Source organism: Rhodobacteraceae bacterium LMO-JJ12 (assembly GCA_021555075.1).
Lineage (GTDB): Bacteria > Pseudomonadota > Alphaproteobacteria > Rhodobacterales > Rhodobacteraceae > JAKGBX01.
In genome coordinates this window covers 101,354-121,923 of sequence record JAKGBX010000001.1, presented here as the reverse complement: position 1 = coordinate 121,923, position 20,570 = coordinate 101,354, and the positions used below count along the sequence as shown (strand labels likewise).

The 20,570-nt window shown below is 56.9% G+C and carries 20 protein-coding genes, 1 tRNA gene and 1 pseudogene; 14 read left to right on the top strand and 8 right to left on the bottom strand.

The genetic code is table 11. From position 1 onward, the window contains the following. Window positions 1-142: 142 nt before the first annotated feature. From LZG00_00615 to LZG00_00605, 3 genes are all read right to left on the bottom strand, one after another. Window positions 143-526, bottom strand: a complete 384-nt coding sequence (locus LZG00_00615; protein MCF3592497.1) for a DUF1801 domain-containing protein — start codon at window positions 524-526, stop codon at window positions 143-145. A 105-nt stretch (window positions 527-631) separates the two neighbouring features. Further along, window positions 632-1,270, bottom strand: coding sequence for a GyrI-like domain-containing protein (locus LZG00_00610; protein MCF3592496.1), 639 nt, complete (start codon window positions 1,268-1,270; stop codon window positions 632-634). Continuing rightward, a complete protein-coding gene (locus LZG00_00605; protein ID MCF3592495.1) occupies window positions 1,267-2,106 on the bottom strand; it encodes an AraC family transcriptional regulator in 840 nt (279 codons plus the stop codon). Before LZG00_00605 ends, LZG00_00610 begins: the two co-directional genes overlap by 4 nt. A 124-nt stretch (window positions 2,107-2,230) precedes the next feature. On the opposite strand from LZG00_00605, the gene LZG00_00600 reads away from it, so the two are divergent. Continuing rightward, window positions 2,231-3,193, top strand: coding sequence for an acetyl-CoA carboxylase carboxyltransferase subunit alpha (locus tag LZG00_00600; protein MCF3592494.1), 963 nt, complete (start codon window positions 2,231-2,233; stop codon window positions 3,191-3,193). 140 nt (window positions 3,194-3,333) lie between these two features. Here the strand turns inward: LZG00_00600 and LZG00_00595 are convergent, their stop codons facing one another. Continuing rightward, window positions 3,334-3,981, bottom strand: a complete 648-nt coding sequence (locus tag LZG00_00595) for a GntR family transcriptional regulator (GenBank protein MCF3592493.1) — start codon at window positions 3,979-3,981, stop codon at window positions 3,334-3,336. A gap of 91 nt (window positions 3,982-4,072) precedes the next feature. After that, entirely contained in the window at window positions 4,073-4,759 is a 687-nt protein-coding gene (locus tag LZG00_00590) for a M48 family metallopeptidase (GenBank protein MCF3592492.1), read from the bottom strand. 128 nt (window positions 4,760-4,887) lie between these two features. Here LZG00_00590 and LZG00_00585 point away from each other — a divergent pair, with 128 nt between their 5' ends. Both LZG00_00585 and LZG00_00580 read left to right on the top strand, forming a co-directional pair. Beyond that, a complete protein-coding gene (locus LZG00_00585) occupies window positions 4,888-5,208 on the top strand; it encodes a TIGR02300 family protein (GenBank protein MCF3592491.1) in 321 nt (106 codons plus the stop codon). A 90-nt stretch (window positions 5,209-5,298) separates the two neighbouring features. Beyond that, a tRNA-Ala gene (locus LZG00_00580) sits at window positions 5,299-5,374 on the top strand. 556 nt (window positions 5,375-5,930) lie between these two features. Here the strand turns inward: LZG00_00580 and LZG00_00575 are convergent. The 3 genes and pseudogenes from LZG00_00575 to LZG00_00565 all read right to left on the bottom strand — a co-directional run bounded on the left by LZG00_00575 (window position 5,931) and on the right by LZG00_00565 (window position 8,660). Then, window positions 5,931-6,118: pseudogene (locus LZG00_00575) on the bottom strand (transposase). A gap of 808 nt (window positions 6,119-6,926) precedes the next feature. Then, window positions 6,927-7,868: an NAD-dependent epimerase/dehydratase family protein gene (locus LZG00_00570; GenBank protein MCF3592490.1), complete on the bottom strand. Its 942-nt coding sequence runs from the start codon at window positions 7,866-7,868 to the stop codon at window positions 6,927-6,929. A 114-nt stretch (window positions 7,869-7,982) separates the two neighbouring features. Continuing rightward, window positions 7,983-8,660 carry a TetR/AcrR family transcriptional regulator gene (locus LZG00_00565; protein ID MCF3592489.1) on the bottom strand — a complete coding sequence of 226 codons (678 nt, stop codon included), beginning with the start codon at window positions 8,658-8,660 and terminating at the stop codon, window positions 7,983-7,985. 193 nt (window positions 8,661-8,853) lie between these two features. On the opposite strand from LZG00_00565, the gene LZG00_00560 reads away from it, so the two are divergent. From LZG00_00560 to LZG00_00510, 11 genes are all read left to right on the top strand, one after another. Beyond that, complete coding sequence (locus LZG00_00560; GenBank protein MCF3592488.1) at window positions 8,854-9,648, top strand: glucose 1-dehydrogenase; 795 nt, start codon at window positions 8,854-8,856, stop codon at window positions 9,646-9,648. Window positions 9,649-9,770: 122 nt separating this feature from the next. Continuing rightward, window positions 9,771-10,769 (top strand): TRAP transporter substrate-binding protein DctP, encoded by a 999-nt coding sequence (dctP, locus tag LZG00_00555; GenBank protein ID MCF3592487.1) that lies wholly within the window; start codon window positions 9,771-9,773, stop codon window positions 10,767-10,769. A gap of 1 nt (window position 10,770) precedes the next feature. Then, the gene (locus tag LZG00_00550) at window positions 10,771-11,268 is read left to right on the top strand and encodes a TRAP transporter small permease (protein MCF3592486.1); all 498 of its coding nucleotides are present in this window, start codon (window positions 10,771-10,773) and stop codon (window positions 11,266-11,268) included. Next, window positions 11,265-12,527, top strand: a complete 1,263-nt coding sequence (locus LZG00_00545) for a TRAP transporter large permease (GenBank protein ID MCF3592485.1) — start codon at window positions 11,265-11,267, stop codon at window positions 12,525-12,527. The genes LZG00_00550 and LZG00_00545 overlap by 4 nt, the downstream gene beginning before the upstream one ends. Before the next feature lie 63 nt (window positions 12,528-12,590). Then, window positions 12,591-13,070 (top strand): biotin/lipoyl-binding protein, encoded by a 480-nt coding sequence (locus LZG00_00540; protein MCF3592484.1) that lies wholly within the window; start codon window positions 12,591-12,593, stop codon window positions 13,068-13,070. Between the two features lie 20 nt (window positions 13,071-13,090). Then, entirely contained in the window at window positions 13,091-14,482 is a 1,392-nt protein-coding gene (gene accC / locus LZG00_00535; protein ID MCF3592483.1) for an acetyl-CoA carboxylase biotin carboxylase subunit, read from the top strand. Beyond that, complete coding sequence (locus LZG00_00530) at window positions 14,475-15,932, top strand: hypothetical protein (protein MCF3592482.1); 1,458 nt, start codon at window positions 14,475-14,477, stop codon at window positions 15,930-15,932. The genes accC and LZG00_00530 overlap by 8 nt, the downstream gene beginning before the upstream one ends. After that, window positions 15,926-17,446 carry a hypothetical protein gene (locus LZG00_00525; GenBank protein ID MCF3592481.1) on the top strand — a complete coding sequence of 507 codons (1,521 nt, stop codon included), beginning with the start codon at window positions 15,926-15,928 and terminating at the stop codon, window positions 17,444-17,446. The genes LZG00_00530 and LZG00_00525 overlap by 7 nt, the downstream gene beginning before the upstream one ends. Next, entirely contained in the window at window positions 17,446-17,865 is a 420-nt protein-coding gene (locus tag LZG00_00520; protein ID MCF3592480.1) for a Zn-ribbon domain-containing OB-fold protein, read from the top strand. Before LZG00_00525 ends, LZG00_00520 begins: the two co-directional genes overlap by 1 nt. After that, a complete protein-coding gene (locus LZG00_00515; GenBank protein MCF3592479.1) occupies window positions 17,862-19,400 on the top strand; it encodes an AMP-binding protein in 1,539 nt (512 codons plus the stop codon). The genes LZG00_00520 and LZG00_00515 overlap by 4 nt, the downstream gene beginning before the upstream one ends. Window positions 19,401-19,404: 4 nt before the next feature. After that, window positions 19,405-20,568: a thiolase gene (locus LZG00_00510; protein ID MCF3592478.1), complete on the top strand. Its 1,164-nt coding sequence runs from the start codon at window positions 19,405-19,407 to the stop codon at window positions 20,566-20,568. Window positions 20,569-20,570: the final 2 nt, after the last annotated feature.

Sequence of the window (20,570 nt, the reverse complement as noted above, 5' to 3'; positions counted from 1 at the left end):
TTCCATTTGCGGCAAGACGCTGACCTTACTGCACATCTCAGCTGCGCACCGGCCCACATTCGACGCCCTGCGCGACCGGATTGCGCCCTGTGTTGCGCTGATCCATCTGGTGCGCAAAGATTTCCTGAACCGCGCTTGCGCTTCAGAGATGATAGGTCAGCGCAGAGTGGATCAGCAAACGCATCGCACTTTTATCCACGTCAGAGACATCAGCAAATAGCACGGCGCGACTTCCATCAAAACGGGTGCCCTCCGGTGCCAAGGGGCGGAAGTCTTCGATCAACGAGGTTTGACAATGCACAAGAAGGGCGAATCCGTTGGGCTTGCCTCTTCCAAGCCTGATGGTGGTGCCGGATTTGGTCTCTTGGGTGAGGTAGGCGGGTTGACCCCAGCGCAATTCCTCCGAAATCTGCCCCGCCTCAGGTGTCTGTGCTGCTACCTCAAAAATCAATTCTCGCAGCGTCATACAGCCTTGCCGCGCGGGCATCGGCATAGCCTCAAAGGCAGCTTTTACTTCAGGTATCATCAGGCACCTTCTCCCATTCTCTCCATAGCGATAACCAAAATGGTTAGCCCGACTGACAAAACCCAACAGCAGGTTGCTGGGAGTCAAGATTGTGTCGCTCGTAACTTAGGTTCCAACAGGTTTGACCGGTTGTCGCAGGATGGTCTTTAACTTTTCCGAAGCCACCCGGCGCGGGTCCGAGAGGTAGATTTCGTGATGCAGACCGGCGAATGTCAGCCCCAGCGCCGACATTACGTTGTCATGCAGATCCGCGATTACAGGTTTTTCCTCTGCATAGGATCCCAGATGCAGATATTGCAGGCATTCTCCTTCGGTCAAACAGTCGAGTCGTACAGCGTTCAGCAAATCCGGCGCGGCACCATCAACCTTTTTCGCCTGCTTGCTCAGAACCGTTTCACGCGCGACGTCAAACGCCGCGTGGTTTAGGTTATCCGGTATTCGCAGCATCGCTAACCATTGCCAATCGAGCCGCTCATCGGATGTGAAGGCCGTCATATCCTCGGCCCACCACAGCGCTTCGAGCGGTGGCACAACAAAATCCTGACCTTCACTCTTGAAGGCGAATTTCACGCCATACGCCAAGGTATAGAGCGCTTGAATTGCCGCCGCATAGGCCGACCCGTTCGGATCGCCCTGCCCTTCTATCATCAGGAAAGCGCGTTTGGGCACAGTGATGCGCTGCCAACCCTTGCGATCAGCCGAGTACAGCGCCTTTTCGGCCTTTTTGAAATCAAGCTTGGTCATGGCGCAAGCGGCAGACAGATGTCGGTCAGCAAGTCTGCGGGCGCCACCTCGACTGGCGTATTTAGATAGACCTCATAAACCGGTTCATCCGCGGGATCGCGTGTGGACGCTGGGAGCCACTCTCCAAAAAGGTAATCATAACCGCGCTGTAGACCGGCATAAGGACCGCGAAAGCGCAGCCGCGCAATCGGGCCGCCAAGAATTTCTACCGTTTCGAACCCGTCAGGAATATCGGCTCCGTGTGCCAGTTCGAAACCGGCGTTGGATCGCAGCTCAGGGGCCGGAACGACAGAAGGATCATCGTAATAGACCCCAATCATACATCGAACTTGCGGCCAGAGATTGCGCGCTCCGATGATGGTGCCGGCCTGTTCGAAAGCGTTGCCAATTTCGACATAGGGCCCGCGATGTCGGATAGAAGCGAGGCGACGCGCGGGCGCGGCTTCGATCTTGACTTCGAACATTTCAGACTCTCCCTTTCGTCTGAGCAATCGTGGGGTGTCGTCCTTACCCGATTTGCGAAACTGAACCGGCGTCATGCCATAAGTAGCACGAAAGGCGCGACTGAAACTTTGCGCCGATGGATAACCCACCTTCTTTGCAACCTCGGCCACGGGCCATTCGGTGCGCAATAGCCAACATGCCGCCCGGTTCAGCCGGATACGGCGCACAGCGACGGCGCAGGTTTCTCCGGTCATGGCGTGAAAAACACGATGCCAGTGAAACCGGCTCATCGCAGCAACATCGGCCAGCGCATCCAGCGAAAGATCGTCGGCGGGGTGCTTGTGGATGTATTCGAGCACCCGCAACATGCGTTTTTCATAGTCAGACCGCAATGAAGTGTTCCTTTGCCATTACACCCAACCTACTTGCCATGACCCGCCTGTTCAAATCTTGCGGAGTTGCATCACAGGTTCAGTGCGGCCATATATCGGCAAGTTCGGCACAGGAGTTCTAGTTATGACCAACTATCTTGATTTCGAAAAACCGTTGGCCGAGATCGAAGGCAAGGCGGAAGAGCTGCGCGCTATGGCGCGGGCCAATGAAGACATGGATGTCGAATCCGAGGCCGCCGCGCTAGACAAAAAAGCTGCCGAGCTTTTGCGTGACCTTTACAAATCGCTCACGCCCTGGCGCAAATGCCAGGTTGCCCGGCATCCCGAGCGACCGCATTGTCGCGATTATATCAAGGCACTCTTCACGGAATATACGCCGCTGGCGGGCGACCGGAACTTTGCTGATGATCAGGCGGTGATGGGGGGGCTGGCCCGCTTTAATGATCGGCCTGTCGTGGTGATCGGACATGAGAAGGGCTCTGACACCAAGTCTCGCATTCTGCACAATTTCGGCATGGCGCGGCCCGAGGGCTATCGTAAAGCTGTGCGCCTGATGCAGCTCGCAGACAAGTTTGGCCTGCCAGTGGTCACACTGGTTGATACCGCCGGAGCCTATCCGGGCAAGGGCGCCGAAGAGCGCGGTCAGTCCGAAGCGATTGCCCGCTCAACCGAAGCCTGCCTTCAGATCGGGGTTCCGCTGGTGTCTGTCATCATTGGTGAGGGTGGCTCTGGCGGAGCTGTCGCCTTTGCTTCGGCCGATCGTGTGGCGATGCTGGAACACTCAATCTATTCGGTCATCACGCCTGAGGGTTGCGCCTCCATTCTTTGGAAGGATTCCGAGAAGATGCGCGAGGCCGCCGAAGCAATGCGCCTGACCGCTCAGGATCTGGAAAAGCTGGGTGTGGCGGACCGGATCATTCGTGAACCCCTGGGAGGCGCACATCGCGATCCAACGGCTGCGATTGATGCAGTCGGCGAGGCAATTGCAAGCATGTTGGCCGAGATGGGCAACAAGTCACCCAAGAAGCTAATCCGAGATCGGCGCAAGAAATTCCTCGATATCGGGGCAAAGGGGCTGGCCGCCTAATTTGTGAGATCAGAACGACGCTCTACTTCAGTTCTTCGCCGAAATGCATTGCGCGTCGCAGTGGGATTGGACGCTATGGCTATGTCGCCCAGATGAAGGGCCAAACCAATCCCGGCCGGGCCGTTCGTATCACCCATCAATTAGGCCAGCAGCATCTTGAGACCTTGGGTCACATCCGAGCGCACCGCCAGCCGCAACCCAGGTTCATCGCCTGCCTTGAGGGCGGCGATAATCATACGATGATACGGTGGCAACGACTTGCGCTTTAGCCGCCCATAAAGGCGCCGCATGGTCGGTCCGAGTTGAAGCCAGACTGTTTCTGCCATGGCCAGCATCGCTGGCGCCTGAGCACGCAGATAGAGGGTGCGGTGAAACTCCAGATTCGTTCGGATATAGCCGACCGGATCCTGGCGATTGATCATGTCGGTCAAACCAGAATTGATGATTTGCAACCGATCAATAAGTGCTAGGTGAGCGCGCGGTAACGCACGGCTGGCAAGCTCAACCTCGATCAGCGTGCGTAACGCTGACAATTCTTCAATCCGGTCCGAGCTGAGTTCAGGCGTCGCCACCCGCCCGGAAGAAGACATCGACAACGCCCCCTCGGCCACCAATCGCCGCACCGATTCACGTGCGGGCGTCATCGACACACCAAATTCTTTACCGATACCGCGCAACGTGATCGCCTGTCCCGGAAGGATGTCGCCATGCATGATTCGGGTACGCAAACGCCGATAAACCATATCATGGGTCGAAGGCTTCGGATCAGGGCGTTGTGAGATAAGCATGAGTTGCTTGTGATCACAAACCCAACGCAGGTCAATCGAAATCCTTGGGAGTTCGTGCTGCGAGGCGGTGTTTCGCCCGTCTGCAGGCCGCTCAGAATCGATACCGATGCAACCCGGCGCCATGCTCTCGCAACCAACGCCGGGACGGTTCGTAATTGCCATAAAGCGCTTTGACGTGCGCCCAAAATTGCGTGGAATGATTCATTTCCGCCAGGTGCGCGACCTCATGGGCAGCGACATAGTTGAGCACTTCGTCCGGTGCGAGAATAAGCCTCCATGAATACATCAAGCCGCCATTTGACGAACAAGATCCCCAGCGTGAACGGGTATCGCGCAGGCTCAGTCGTGAATAGCGCAGCCCTAGCGCGTCAGCGTATCGATCTGATGCTTCAACCAGCCGCGCTCGTGCCGTTTCTTTGAGAAACCCCTGTATACGCGGCGCAACACACGCCGCATCGCCCGACGCGACGATCTCGCTATTGTGCACCCGAACCCCTCGACCGGCCCCGGAAACGACGCGCAGCATTTCGCCGCGAAAGGGAATTGCAACGCCAGGTTCGACCAATACATCAGGCTGCCGTCGGTCGAGATGCACGCGCAACCAATTTGCCTTTTCCTCGGCAAAACTCAACGCCTCGGCCTCGCGCACCCCGGGTGGGAAGGTGAGTGTCACCCGCCCATCAATCGACGACACCCTTAGTGATATTCGCCGGGCACGGGATGACCGCTTCAGAATCACTTCAACAGGCGGATCGCCCTTCAGGATGTGCCGACTCAAACCGACCGCTCTTTAGCTTTATTTAGCCTGTTCATCGCGCCCCTCAGGAAAGCCTTTGACACCTGCGTCCCGTTATGGCAGTTGGCGCGGATCGTCGACAAGCAAATAGAATTTCGAAAGGGAAGCCCATGCCCAAGGAAGAATGGGGCGTCAAGCGTGTCTGCCCAACCACCGGCAAGCGCTTTTACGACCTGAACAATAGTCCGATCATCAGCCCCTACACGGGGGAAGTCTGTGAATTCGACACCGGCAAGCGCAGTCTCATTGCGGCAGACGCCGAGGATGCGGTCACGAAGAAGGCCAAAGATGCGGAAGAAGGTGTTGAGCTCGACACACTGGATGACGCAGAAGTCGATCTCGATGACGATGATGATGTTCTCGATGACGACGACGACGATAGCGTCTCGCTTGACGAGATCGCCGACGTAGCATCTGACGACGACGATTGATGATGAATTCAGGCGTTGACGGGGATTTTCTTCTTGATCCCGTCGTCGCCTTTGCCTAATACCCGCGGGCGGAATAAGCCCGCACGGCAAGGGGCCTTAGCTCAGTTGGGAGAGCGCTTGCATGGCATGCAAGAGGTCAGGGGTTCGACCCCCCTAGGCTCCACCAAATTCTCTTTAATATGATGGCATGTTGCTCGTACGGCGGACAGATCCGCCCATCTCGCAGCCCTCACCTGGACCTAAGGTACCGGATTAAAACCTGATCGTACCCGAGCGTTGGCGTGCCTAAGAGAGTGCAGCGCGCGTAAGAATCTGTTTGTGGGGAATTTCTTCTGGAAAACTTGCTGAACGCCGGCCTAAATCCCCAAAAGCGGATGGTCTGTATTGTTGGGGATTTAGTATGGTGCCCAGAAGAGATCATATTGCTCTCATGTCCTCATTTCCGGCTTCCGACGTATCTACCCATATTCCCTACAAAATTCGCTGGTCCGGCCGCACTTGGCATCGGGTTGAGACGAGGGAGTTGTGTGGCAGTTTGTGAGGCAGTAGTGACCATTCAAAGAGCTCCTGCGTCGACGGGATTAAACCAGGTGCGCTGTATACTGGCTTCGTCGGCGTGTGCCGGCGGAATTCATGGCGGTAGATCCACGCCAAATTGTGGAAATTTCCCTCAGGACAAGAGATCTTTCGGAAGCTCGTGCCCGAGCGTATTTGAAGTGGCAGAGCCTCAAATGCGGCTGCGCGAGCACGCCTTTCACGATATGCACGCCTATTTCGGCGCAAGCCTGGCGATGATCTCCCGGATGCGCTCTCGTATGGCGCCGTGCAGAGCCTTGTAGCGGTATTTTGTCGACCAAACGACATGATATCGGTGATAGAAGCTGGTATGTGATCCAGTAGAATAAGCCATGCATAACCCTCCCGTATTCTGAAGCTTTCTCCCTTCAGGGGCGTCAAGATACGGGAGGGTTCTTCATCAGGGTTCACGCTGAAGCGAACCGGCTAGAAGCCAGTTGCTTGTCTCCGTTAGGTGGAAAGTTAACGGCAGGGACGTGAGCCGAGCGGAACTCTGGACAGGGGTGAACCACTCGTTAGCACCACTCACATCTGCTGGTGGCCCGGCAGAAAGTACCGGCATTCATAAATGGTGTGTGGTGACATCGACATGGAATTGACACTGTTGCGTCTCCTGATTTTCAAGTGGCTTTTGGCTAGCCTGAAGAGATCAAATCGTCATCAGAAGGGGCTCGAAACAACAGCCGCGCCTCGATGCCCAAAGTCTCTCGGCGGTCCTCCACGAGGAGCAGAGCTTTTCGCAAACTGGTCCATCTGGTTCTGTCATCACTGACGCACGCAAAAGCACCACGTGCCCAGAGCGATGTCAGCGCTTCCGGTCCGAGATCGTCTTCAAGGGCCTGATTGCGCACGACATAAAAGCATGGGATTCGTTCGCCTAACCCATCCTGTCGCGGCTTGTTCTCACCCACCTTCCTGACTTGAGTATGCAGCGTTCGCCACCGGTGTTTGGGGGTAGGCTTGACGTAGGCTGGCGGGGTCAGCCGAACGTGATGACCGCTCTCCATTTTGTGGATCATTGCAGACCCACCTTGGCACAGCGATGCCGTCGGAGGGCGGCTACATCATCAACGCCTTGGGCGCCAGCTGTTCTGATCGTGCCGTTCCGTCTGCATCCATACGGATAGAGGTCTGTGGTCGCTTTATCGCAGGATGCGGATGAAATCCTGAATGGTCGCCTCGTAATCATAGACGGGTTTCCAGCCCCATTCGTTGCGTGCAGGAGCATCATCGAGCGGAAGCGAAAACTTGTCGAACAATGGTTTCCAGGTTTCATTGGGCTCAAAATCAATACGAGCGCCGGGCAGATGTTCGCGCACCAGGTCCGCCATTTGTGCGGTTGTCGGTGTGGGGCGGGGGCCATCCAGCAGATAGCAGATTGTCTGGATATTTTCGGCCGGAGCGTTTGCCAGCTCCAGAAGTGCCCGCGCGGCATCTTTGACATAAACCAGCGAAACACACGTCTCGGGCGTGACCATAACAGTCGATGGGCGACCTTTGATGCTGTCCTCGATCATCGCCGAGGTATAGTTCACGATCCCCCCCGGACGCAGGCCGACGCCGGTGATCGACGGGAAGCGGATTGCGCGGAAATCAAGCCCGAACCGGGCGCGATACAGCCGGCCCATATGTTCGGCAAAAAGCTTGGTGATGCCATAGACTGTGGTCGGGCGCTGAAGTGTGATGTCGGTGACCGATGGCCCCACCATATCGTCGCCGAAGGTGGTGACCGAGCTGGCGAATATGACTTGTGACACGTTATGGGCTTTGGCTGCTTCCAGAAGGTGGACAAAGCCGAGCGCATTGACTTCAGTCGCCGGTATCGGGTTTTCTTCGCAAGTGATCCCGAGCATGGCGCCTAGATGGTAAATGCGGGTCGGTTTGTGTGTTCCGATTACGTCGTTGAGCACTTCGGCGTCTCCGACATTGCCTTGTACATATCGGACGCGATCTGAAACATCCTCCAGCCGTTCGGGCGTTGCGGCGATATCCATCACCACCGGATGCTTGACCCCTGTCGCAAGCAATTGCCTGACAAGTTCCGAGCCCAGCATTCCGGCACCACCAGTGATGAGAGTGGTCATTGTTTCGTGCCTTTATGCAGCGTCCAGATCCTGAACATCGAGGGCGACTCTCGGTCGAGCTTAGTCATTTTCACCTTTGCTTTCCTTTTGCGTGAGACTGAAAGGGGTTTGCCTTTATCCGTGTCCGTCTGTCCTGGGGTCCGGTGGGCAGACGATTCCCATGGCAGCGTTGACCAGCATCTGAGTGAAAACTTTTTCGTCCTTAGGAAAGAGCGGGGCGCGGCCCGATTCCGAGTAGAGAACCGTGGTCAGAATAAGCTGGCTCGCTCCCCGGAGCGCAACGCGGGGATCGGGAGCGGTTATCTCGTTCTCATATTGCGACAAGACCACATCCAGCCGTGCCGCGAGCCGAAAGTTCAATTCGTTCACCGATTCCCAGATTTCGGGGTCGGTATGCATCAATTCCCGTGCAGCCCGATAGAAACCCCTGTTCTTGCGGATGTTCTCGAAGGCGGAGGCAATAAGGACTCGGAACAGTCCGGGTAGATTTTCGCAGGTTTCGCGGTCAAGCTGAATGGTATCGATGGTCCTATGCACGTAATCAAAGTAGTTCTCCATGACCTTGCGGAACAGACCGTCCTTGTCCCGAAAGCGATGGTAAAACGATCCGATTGAACAGTCAGACATTTCCAGAATGTCCGTGACTTTGGCGCCTGAATACCCGTGCTTTGCAAATAGGATTTGGGCAGCCTCAAGCACCCTTCGTTCGGTTTCAATGCTGCGTTTCTGCCGTGCTGGGCGATAACCTTCGTCGGAGTTGGAAGCTCTTTCAGGTATTGATTTTAGCTTCAAGAATTCAGTCTCCTGTCGGGTAAGTCCATGTTCAGGCGTGATGTTTTCGCCAAGGATCAGTGACGTTCTTGACTATAATTAGAATAGATGTTCTAAAAATTAGAGTCAATGTGCTTGCGGCGGTGCTAAGCCGATGGCGGGACGCTGAGTCAGCGTGAACCGCAAGTCCGACATAATCAAGGGGAGGACTGGGATGTTGGATCTAAAAGGAAAAACCGCTGTCATTACAGGTGGCTCGCAAGGGCTGGGCAAAGCGATTGCCATTGAGTTTGTTCGATATGGCGCAAACGTGGTGATCGCAGATATTCTGACCGACATCGGGCAGGCCGCCGTGCGGGAGATCGAAGCGGTTGGGGGTGCCTGCATGTATCATCACTGTGATGTAACGAAACGGGCCAACCTCGAGACGTTAATGAACGCGGCGGTGTCCCGGTTTGGTCGGCTCGATATCGTTGTCGCAAATGCAGGTTTGGCGGTGCCAAGCCACGCGTTAGACTTGGAAGAGGATGAATTCGAACGGGTGATCGGGGTAAATCTCAAGGGGGTGTATCTGACTGGGCAAGTGGCTGCGCGGATCATGCTGGAGCAGGACCCAGACGAGAATGGTAATCGAGGTGTGATTATCAATATGTCGTCGGTTAATGCCACTTCGGTTCTGCCCGAAGCCGCCTCCTACGTTATGTCCAAGGGCGGGGTGAACCAGTGGACCAAGGCGCTGGCGATCAAGGTTGCGCCCGATGGAATCCGGGTCAACGCCATTGGCCCTGGGACCTTTGCAACCGAGATGAACAGTGTACAGACACAAGATCCCGATCGGTTCCGAGCATTGATGTCACGGACGCCAATCGGCCGCCCCGGCACACCGGATGAGATTGGCAAAATCGCTCTGTTTTTGGCCTCTGACCTGTCCAGCTACATCATTGGTCAGACGATCTATGCCGATGGTGGACGAATGGCACTGAATGTCACTGTTCCAGTAACGCCCTGAAATTGCGAATTTTTCCGTGGGGTCTAAAACTATTGACACGATTATATTTCTAAAACTAGAATTACATTTCTAGAAAATGCGCACTTTTGTTGGCATGTTCTACGGATTCTTTGGGAGGAACCATGAAACACCTACTGCTTACTGCGGCCTGTGGCTCCGCACTCGCTTTTGCCGCGCCGGCTACCGCCGCGGACTTGGAAATCAAGGTCGCTACGCTGGCGCCCGAGAAGACGCCTTGGTATGACCACTTGGCCAAATGGGAAGCCGCAGTCGAGGAAGCCTCGGGCGGCAGTATCGACATCCAGATTTTCGGTAGTGGGCAGCTTGGCAACGAATTTGATGTCTACAACCAGATGAAGCGCGGCCGGATCGAAGCCGCACAGTTCTCGAGCCAGACACTTGCAGGCAATGTGCCCGAAGTGGCATTGATGTCGACGCCGTTTCTGTTTGACGATGTTCAGACCATCGACTGTGTCTATGATGGCGAATTCGGTGATATGCTAAGAGGCAAGATCGAAGCGCAGGGTATCGAAGTCCTGAGCTGGAATGACGCTGGCTGGGTCAACATGTTTGGTCAGGACGATCTGAGCGATGTGGCCAAGGCCGAAGGCTATAAGGTGCGTATTGCACCACATGGCATGTCGCGCCTGTTGTGGAGTTCTGCCGGGGCGTTGGGAACCGAAATGCCGTTCTCGGATATTCCCGCCGCGATGCAAACTGGGCTGGTCCGTGCCGGTGAATCCGCCACGATCATCTATGTTGCCATGGGGCTCAACAAGATCGGGCCGCATTTGACCCAGGCCAACCATTCCCACCAAGCCGGTGCTCTCGCCATTTCGTCCAAAGTCTGGGATCGTATGACGGACGAGCAGCGCGCCATCTTGCGGGACAATCTTCCGCCGGTTGACGAGCTCCGGATCGGTGTGCGCGGAGCTGAGGCTTTCCTTGTCAACCAATACAAGGAAGCCGGCGGTCATGTGCATGTTCCGACCAAAGAACAGCTCGCCGCGTGGGTCGCCAAGGTCGCGCCGAACTATCCGCAGTTCGTGGCCGATCTCGGCGGAGACTCTGCTGTTGCGTGGGATCATCTGATGACCGTCAAAGCGGCTTGCGAGAAGTAAATTGAAAAACGCTGAACGCTTTTTGAGGGCTTTGTTTGCTCTGGAAGCAGCAGGTGCAATTCTTGCCTATGTGCTGATTGCATCCATGCTTTTGGGAGATGTCATCGCTCGCGAGGTGCTGGGCACTTCGCTTGGGGGCGTTCAGCGTATCTCGGTCTATTTAATGATCATTACCGGGTTTCTCGGTCTTGGTCTGGCCTCGGCCAAGGGGCGTCACCTGCGGCCCCGCTTTGCTGACGGCTTGATACCCGAGACGTTTACGACTGTGGCCAGCAGGATCGGTTCAGGGCTCATGTGTATCATTTTCATAGGGTTTTTCGTGATTGCCGTCCAATATGTCCACGAGACCTATTCCTATGGTGATCTCGCTCGCAGCACCAAGTTTCCGCTCTGGGTTATCCAGCTGATCATTCCCTATGCATTCGCCTCGATTAGCCTGCGCTATCTGATTTTCTTTGTTTATCCCGCGCTTAGCCCATCTGAGGAATTGTCCGAATGACCTATGCCATTCTCCTCCTCGTGCTGATGGTTGCTCTGCTGGCATTGCGGGTCAATCTGGTAGCCGTATTGCTGGTGCTGGGTGGTTATATCCATCTTGTTTGGGGCGATGGCGTCCTTGGTTACATCATCGAGGATATGTGGGTCGCCATTGACAAGGAAATCTTGCTGGCGATCCCGATGTTCCTGCTGTGCGGTGCGATCATGGGCCGGGGCGAGATTGCCAAGCGGCTGATCGAGATCATGAGGGCGCTGACCTCGCCCCTGCCGGGCGGTCTGGCGATTGCTTCAATCCTGACCTGCGGCGTGTTTGCGGCGATGTCCGGCTCTTCTGCGGTCACGCTTATTGCGGTCGGCTCGATCGCTTATCCGGCGCTGCTGCAAAGCGGTTACTCAAAGCAGTTTTCGCTGGGTGCACTTTCGGCGGGCGGGACGCTGGGCGTGATCATTCCGCCGTCTATTCCAATGATCCTTTACGGCATCGTCACCGAGACCTCGATTATTGATCTGTTCACCGCCGGCATCCTGCCGGGGTTGTTGATGGTCTTACTGATCACCGGCTATTCTTTGGTCGTTAATCGCAATATTGAACGCGCACCGTTCGACGGTGTAGCGGTTTGGCAAGCGCTGCGCAGGGGGTGGTGGTCGCTCCTGATGCCGATCATCCTCTTGGGTGGAATCTATTCCGGCTATTTCTCGCCCACCGAAAGCGCTGCCATTGCGCTCGGCTATGCCGTCATCATCGAAGCGTTTGTTCATCGTGAACTGACGCTCAGGGACCTTCGCGAAACAGCGGTTGAAACCACCATCCTGATGGGATCGTTGTTTCCGCTTCTGGCGATTGCGCTATCGATTAACCTGGTGCTGACCACTGAGCAGGTTCCGCTTGCGTTGGCCGAATGGGTGACTGGCGTGGCCACCAGCAAAGTGGCCTTCATACTGGCCATGAATGCGGTTCTGCTGCTTGTTGGGATGGTGATGGATATGGCCTCAGCCATATTGGTGCTGTCGCCGATCCTGCTGGCGCTGGGGCGGGTCTATGGCATTGATCCGGTGCACCTGGGCATCATGATTACGGTCAATCTGGAAATTGGCCTGCTGACACCTCCGGTTGGCATCAACCTGATCGTTGCCATGTCCGCCTTCCGCGAGAATTTTGTTCTGATCGTAAAGGGGGTGTTGCCGTTCATCGGCGTCATGCTGGTCGGACTCTTGATCATATCTTTCGTGCCGCAACTGTCGTTGGCGCTGGTGCGCTGACCGCAGGGCCGAACATTCACCGCTTCCGGAGCGATCCGGAAAACCACAACAAGAGGGAATACCATGTCTCTGACGCACAAGGATGTCCGTGAAATTCTCGACCTTTTGGATCGCTCTGAGCATTGCGATTATGTCGAGTTTACCGTGGGCGATGTGACGGTTCGCGCCGGGAGTGAGGCGGCTGTGACCGCGCAGGCACAACCCGTGGCCCTCGCAACTGCATCTGTGGCCGCTTCGGCCAAGACAGAACCAGCGTCGGCCCAAACACCTTCGGGCGACGTTGTCGTGCCGGAAAACATGATCGCTATCCGGTCCCCCATGGGGGGCGCGTTCTATGCCACACCCAGCCCGGACGAGCCGCCCTTCGTCAGCGAAGGCGATGAGGTTGCTGAAGGCGATACCCTGTGTCTGGTCGAGGTGATGAAACTGTTCAATACCCTCAAATCGCCAGCCGCCGGCAAGGTACATCAGATCTGTGTCGAAAACGGCAAACCAGTGAAACTGGATCAGGTGTTGATCATTATCGATCCGGCGGGGGCCTGATCATGGCGGCAGAGGCGACAATGGCAAAACGCGATATCCGCCGCGTGTTCATCGCCAACCGAGGCGAGATCGCGGTGCGCATCATCCGGGCCTGCAAACGGTTGGGGATTGAAACGGTGCTGGGCGTATCCGAGGCGGATCAGGCTTCAATGGCGGCGCAGATGGCGGACGAAGTTGTCGTGCTGGGCCCGCCTGCTGCAACGCAAAGCTATCTGGTAATCGAGAAGCTGGTTGATGCAGCGCTCAGAACACAGTGCGACGCGGTTCATCCGGGATACGGTTTCCTGTCAGAACGCTCGGAATTCGCCAGCGCCTGTGAGGACGCGGGCATCAAGTTCATCGGCCCGTCACCGCAAGCGATCGACGATATGGGTGACAAGATCACTGCCAGCAACATTGCCGGCAAGGCCGGGGTTCCACGCGTGCCAGGATCGGGCGCCTTGTCAGACGCGGCTGAGGCGCGCGCCTTTGCCGGTGACATCGGATACCCCGTTCTGGTCAAGGCCACTGCAGGCGGCGGCGGGCGCGGTATGCGTGTGGTGAAATCGGATGCCGAGATGGAAACCGCCTTCAAAGAGGCCGCGAACGAGGCGCAAACCGCCTTTGGCAACGGCACATTGTTTGTCGAGAAATACATCCAACACGCCCGCCACGTGGAAATCCAGGTGGCCTGTGATGAGCATGGCAACGCAGTGCATCTGGGTGAACGTGACTGTTCTACTCAGCGTCGTCATCAGAAGCTGATCGAGGAAGCGCCTTCGCCCAAGCTAACCGAAATCATTCGCGCCGAAATGGGTGCCTGCGCGGTCAAAATGTCGCTGAATGCGAATTATGTCGGCATGGGAACCGTCGAGTTTGTCGTCGATAATGACACCGGTGAGTATTTCTTTCTTGAGATGAACACCCGCATTCAGGTCGAACATCCGGTGACCGAGATGATTTGCGGCTATGACCTTGTCGCAGAACAGATTCGGGTGGCGGGTGGCTTGCCGCTGTCGTTTTCCCAGGCCGATGTTGCGCTGAAAGGTCATGCCATCGAATGCCGGATCAACGCCGAGGATGCCGATCGCGACTTTGCCCCAAGCCCGGGCACCTTGCAGAGCTGGAGTGCCCCAAAGGGCGATGGCATTCGCGTCGATAGCCATTGTTACGACGGCTACACGATACCGCCCTATTACGACTCACTAATCGGCAAGCTGATCGTTCACGCCGACACCCGTGATCAGGCTATCACGCTGATGCGCAAAGCATTGGCGGCGTTCGAGGTTGGCGGCGTTCACACCACCATTCCCTTTCACGCGCGGGTTCTTGCGCATGACGATTTCGCGCGGGGTGAAGTGACAACGAAATGGGTTGAGGACGTGTTCCTTGCGGATGGAACAGTGGATCAAAAGGAGCGGGCGAATGTCTGATACACCGACCCAATTTGTGGATGTAAGCCTGACTGACGGGCAATCCGCCGTCTGGGGCGGGGCGATGACAGCGGCAATGAAACTGCATGTTCTCGGAGCGCTGGAAGGCAGTGGGCTGGCGGCGGTCGAAGCTGTGAGTTCCGAAACCATCGTGCAAAGCGTGCGCCAAGGTGAAGACCCTTGGCAGTTTGTCGACCTGCTGCGTCACCAAGCGCCCGGCTTGACGCTGCGTGCTTGCCTGAACCTGATGACTGAACATGGCCGCAAGGGTCGCGATATTCTGGCCGACGATGTTGTCGCGGGGTGGATTGGCGAACTGGCTCGGCGTGGAATTGCCGAGATCGTGTTCATTGATCCTCTGACCGACCTGTGCCGATTGGAACCTGCATTTGGCTTTGCCACTACTCACGGTGTGGTTCCAATCGGCACTCTGGTATACGGTGGAGACGTCACGGAGGATGCCGTTTTTGTTGGGCAGGTCGCTGCGCTGGTGAAGGCCGGGGCCAAGCGGATCATGTTGCGTGATGAAAGCGGACTTCTGACCCCGGACGCCGTCGCAACGCTGATCCCTGCGCTGAAAGAGGCGCTGAAGGACGTGCCACTAACCCTCCACACACGTTGCACCACCGGGCTTGGGCCCAAGGTTGCGGGCGATGCCGTTAAACTGGGTGTCGATGCGGTTGATACTGCGTTGTCGGCATTGGCGAATGGTGGTTCGACCCCCTCAAGCGTGAATCTGATCTCATCAATGGCGGCAGTTGGCGTTGCTCTGGGTGGGGTGAACATGGCGGCACTGACGGCGGCCAATGACGTCGCAAGAGATACTGGCGATTGCGAAGGTTTTGATGCGGCGACGCCGTGGGGCTTTGACTTTGCGCCCTACATTCACAAATTGCCGGGCACGGTTGCCGCTTGGGCGATGACCCGGATGACAACAGAAGGCCTGCGTGGCGATGCACTCCATGCATTTGCCCACGAATGCGAACAGGTTTGCGCCGATATCGGTGGGGTGCCAATGGTTTCTCCCTTCGCCCGTGGCGTGGCCGAACAGGCGCTGTCGAACCTGTTGGCCGGGCAACGCTACGCAGAACTTCGCCCGATCATTCGCCGCACTCTGCAAGGGGTCTATGGCAAATACGGTCCGGTTCAGGACGATCTTCTGGGCTGGCTGGGGGCGGTGGCGCCGCAACAACCGGTGACTTTGGCCGAGATGCGCAAGGCCGAACCGAGCGCCAATGACACCCAACATCTGCTCCGGGCGATCAGCGGTTGCCCCATTGCCGATCAACCGCAGCCGCAAAAACTTTCGGCGCTGATCTATGAAATGAAATCCCCGCTTGAGCACTTGAACGCCGCCGCAGTAGTGCGCGCGGCCAGATACGGGACCATTCATATTACCGGACCCGGAATTGATATCCGCGAAACGCATGTGGGGGCTGCGAGATGCTGAGCAAACTCAAACAACAGGTCGCCGATCAAACCGCCCAGAACGGCGGCAAGCCTCGCAAGATCGAGCTGATGGACACGCTGTTTCGCGATGCACACCAATGTCTTTGGGCGACGCGGATGAAGACCGAGGACATGTTGCCCATTGCCGGATTGATGGACGAGGCAGGGTTTCAGGTTCTCGAAGTCATGGGGCTGGTGCAATATGATGCCGCCGTGCGGTTTTTGAACCAGAACCCGCTGACGCGGCTAAAGCTGTTGGGTGAAAGGATCACAAAGACGCCGATGCGCTCGGTCGTGCGGGGCAACCTGCTGGGTGGTTTTGCCCCGGTACATGATGACATTACTGAGCTGTTTATAGAACGTCAGGTCGCTAATGGGGCGTCCGAACTTATCCTTTTTGACTGTCTGCATGACTGGAACGTGGTGCGGCCGGGCATGAAAAAAGCCCGCAGTCTTGGGGCTACGGTGGTCGGTGCTGTGATCTATAATCAGGCACCGGGCTATACGGACGACTACTATGCCACCATCTCGCGGCAGGCTTGCGATGATCTCAACGTCGACAAGCTTCAGATCGTCGATCCCGGGGGGACATTGACGCTGGAGCGGGTCCGGACGCTCGTTCCGGCGATCAAGGCGGCCATAACCGACAATGTTGTTCTCGAACTGAATACTCACTGCCTGTCCGGCCTCGGGCCGTTGGTCGCGATTGAGGCCGCGGTACTTGGGGTCGAAACAATCTATACCGCGCCCGAACCGTTGGCACAGGGCAATGCCGCGCCCGGCAGTCAGAACATGGTGCGCAATCTGCGCGAGCTGGGCTTTGAGGTCGATATAGATCTGCAGAAGCTGGAAAAGGTCGATGATTACCTCTGGGATCTGGCAAACCGCGAAGGCCAGCCGGTGGGCCTCCCCGGTGAGTTCAACGAAACACTATACGTCACCCAGATGGCCGGAGGGGCGCTGTCTAACGTTGAAAACCAGATGAAAGAGGCCGGTATTCACCACCGCTTGCCGGAAGTGATTGAAGAGATTGGTCGCGTAAGATTGGAGCTTGGCTCGCCAGTTATGGGCACGCCTTACCCGGCCATCATCGCTGCGCAGGCGGTGATGAACGTGGTGCAGGGGGAGCGCTACAAGGTGGTTCCGGCGGAAGTGAAGAAATATGTCTGCGGCTATTATGGCGCTCTGCGCATCCCGGTGGACCCGGAGGTGGTGGACCGGGTGATGGAAAACGGGCCGCGTTCAGTCGCGGAGACGCCGCAACCGCTGGATCCGATCGTTCCGGCGCTGCGGGCACGCTATCCGCAGGCGGATGATGACGAATTGCTGATGCGCTATATGGCGGGCGATGAACGGTACGAAGGGTTGAACCCCACGCTAGTGCCGGATGAATTCAGCGCCGACACCCCGCTTGTCAAGCTGGTGGAGCGCCTTAGCAAGCGCGCGAACAAGTCTTGGATTCACGTTTCGGGCGTGAATTTCGCGGTTTCCGTCGGTCCGCAGGGGCAAGGTTGATGACTCCGCCGCGTCCCCAGCCCAAACCCACCGCCGATACACTGCCGTTCTGGCAGGCCGCGAATGAGGACCGGCTTGTCGTTCAGACCTGTCGGAACTGTGGCAACACGCAATTTTACCCGCGCGGGTTCTGTGTATCGTGCCTGAGTGATGATCTCGACTGGGTGCAATCTGCGGGCCGGGGCGCGATCTATTCGTTTACCGTCTGTCGTGTGCCGGGACATCCGTCGATGGCCGATCAGGTGCCTTATGCGATGGCGCTGGTCGATCTGGATGATGGGATTCGCATGTTGGCGCAGATCGTTGAGACCGATTTTGATCAGGTCACTATCGGTGCGCCGGTTCAGGTGGTGTTCCAACGCCTGTCCGACGACATCCAGCTACCGCAATTCAAGATCAGTTCAGAGGTAAACGCATGATCATTGATCTTTTCGATATCGGAGCCGCAGCCACACCAGACCGCTGTTTCATCAAGTCCTCCACGTCCAGCTATTCCTATAGTCAAGCTGAGGTCGGCTCGCACGCCATTGCCAGCGCGCTAATTGAGGCTGGGCATGGTGGAAAGCATATCGGCATCCTGTCGCCCAATGAATGTCACACGCTGATCGCCATTCTTGGTATCGTGCGCTCTGGTTCGCCATATGTGCCGCTGGCGCCGACGGATTCAGTCGAAGGAATTGCCGATTTCATGGTGACCTCGGATGTTGAGGTCTTGGTCTGTCATCATACCTTTCTGGACAAGCTGGACGAGATCAAAGCCCGTGCGCCGAAACTGGCCCACGTCATTGGTCTGAGCGAGCCCGGTGAAGATGGCGGGCCGACCATTCTGGGCTGGCTTGAAAGCCACGCAGGCCAACGGGTCAATATTATCAGCGACCCCGATAACATCGCTATCATCAAGGCGTCGGGCGGTACCACCGGCAAGCCCAAGGCGATTTTGCAAACGCATAGGGCGCTTGAGGTATTTTATCGAATTTTGAATCAGTATTGTCCGCCGGAAACAGATAACCCTGCTCATCTGATTGTTGGGCCGTTGACCCATGCGGCGGCGGCGACCTCATTTGCTTTTGCCCGTTATTCGATGACCAATGTCATCGCCGAAGCCAAAGCGCCTGGCGCCCTGCTGGAACAGATGGCGGCAGAAAAAATCAGCCACGTGTTCCTGCCGCCGACCGTGATCTATCGCCTGCTGGCACACGAGAATGCCACTGCATGCGATCTGTCGGCCCTTGAGGCGGTCCTCTATGGTGCCGCGCCGATGTCGCGCGATAAGTTGCAGGAAGGTTTGCGGCTTTGGGGTCCGGTCTTTATCCAGATGTATGGCCAATCCGAGGCGCCGGGCGCGATAACCTGTCTCAGCCGGGTCGATCATATGAATCTCGGCGAAGAGGGTGAATTCAATCATCTGAATTCCGCTGGTCGCCCCACTGGCGCCTGCGAAGTGGCGCTGATGGATGATGACGGCGGTATCGTTGCCCCTGGCGAACGGGGCGAGATTGTTGCGCGCGGAGAACTGGTGACTCCGGGTTACTACAATAACCCCAAAGCGAATGAAGAAGCCCATGCCTTTGGCTGGCACCATACCGGTGATATCGGCATTTTTGACCGCAACGGATACCTGCATGTCGTTGACCGCAAGAAGGACATGATCATCACTGGCGGGTTCAATGTGTATCCCAAGGAGATCGAACAGGTGATCTGGAGTCATCCGGCGGTGCAAGATTGTGCCGTGGTTGGCGCCCCCGATCCGGACTGGGGAGAGAAGGTAACAGCGGTGGTCGAGTTGAAGCCGGGGCAGACCGCCACTACGGACGAGATCATCGCGCTCTGCAAGGACCGTCTCGGCAGCATTAAATCGCCCAAGGATGTGCAATTCTGGGATGTGCTGCCACGCAGTGCCGTGGGCAAGGTGCTGAAAAAGGACATCCGCACAATGGTAGCCGAGGCTGGTTGAGGACATGACCGCAGTTTCGGGAAAATACAGTATCGTTGGCATCGGCGAAACTGCTCTGGGCAAAGCAGAGCCGGGGCAGACCGCGCTGACTACACAGGCGCGCGCGGCGCAGATGGCGATGCGGGATGCAGGGCTGAAACCCGGCGATATCGACGGGGTGATCGCCCATTGGGGGGACAAGGCCGCATCGCTGGCGGTGATCGAATATCTTGGGCTGACCCCCTCTTATACAGATTCCACCCTTGTAGGTGGCCAATCCAGTCTGACCCATATCATCCACGCAGCGGCAGCGATTGAGGCCGGTCTATGCACCACCGTGCTGATCACTTATGGCAGCACACAGAGATCTGACCGTAGCCGCAACATCGGCGGGTTGGAGCTGGACGAAAGATCGCCCAACAGCCAGTTCATCCGCCCCTATGGCATGGTCAGCCCGATTGGGTTCATGGCGATGTGGGCCATGCGGCATCAGCACCTCTATGGCTCGACCGCCGAGGATTTGGGCGAGATAGCGATTTCTGCTCGCAAATGGGCCGCGCTGAATCCCAATGCAGTAGACCGCGAACCCTTGAGCATGGAGGAATACCTGGCCTCACCGTTGATCTGCGATCCGCTGCGCAAGCTCGATATCTGCAAGATCACCGACGGTGCAGGAGCGATCATCGTCACCAGCACCGAACGCGCCCGCGACTTGGCGCGACAGCCGGTTACTCTGATGGGGTACGGTGAACACTATTCCCGGTTCATGACCCCGCTTGATACCGAAGACTGGCTGAACAGCGGGATCGTGCCAAAATTGACCGCACAGGCGCTTGGTATGGCGCGGCTTGAGCGTGGGGATCTTGATTTGGTTCAGATTTATGACGCCTGCACCGTCAACGTTTTGACGGGTCTGGAAGATCTGGGCTTTTGCAAACCGGGCGAAGCGGGAGACTTCATCAAGGACGGGCGCATAGCTCCCGGTGGCGCATTCCCATTGAATACATCCGGCGGCGGGTTGTCCTTCAACCACCCGGGCATGTTCGGTGTGCATCTGGCGCTGGAGGCAATCCGCCAATTGCGCGGCGAGTGCGGAGACCGACAGGTTGATGGCGTGAGGACCTGTCTGTTGCGGGCCGGGGGATTTGTCTTTGCCGCCGACAATGTCACTGTCTTGGGGACGGAATGAGA